Consider the following 251-nt stretch of genomic DNA (forward strand, 5'->3'; position numbering starts at 1 on the left):
TGAAACAGAAGGCTGTAGAAATGAGATTGGCAGGCGTGCCTATGAAAGAGATCATGGAGAAATTGAATATTGAGAATAAGACACAGGTTCAGACATGGGTTAGATGGCATAAAGCTGGGGATACACACATCGATTCGAACAGCCTGTTGGAAAGCAATACACTTACGGAAAAGGTCCGGAGTATTCTTCTGAATTAGAGAAACTGCAGGCAGAGAATCGTTATCTGCGACAACAGAATGAAGTGTTAAAAA

General features: G+C 41.4%; 1 pseudogene. It reads left to right on the forward strand.

The window, feature by feature from the left end:
* Positions 1 to 251: pseudogene (locus Q3W56_RS20880) on the forward strand (helix-turn-helix domain-containing protein); the annotation flags it as partial.

Origin of the sequence: Bacillus sp. C28GYM-DRY-1 (assembly GCF_030519405.1) — a bacterium.
In the GTDB taxonomy this organism is placed as follows: Bacteria; Bacillota; Bacilli; order Bacillales; family Bacillaceae; genus Bacillus; species Bacillus spizizenii_A.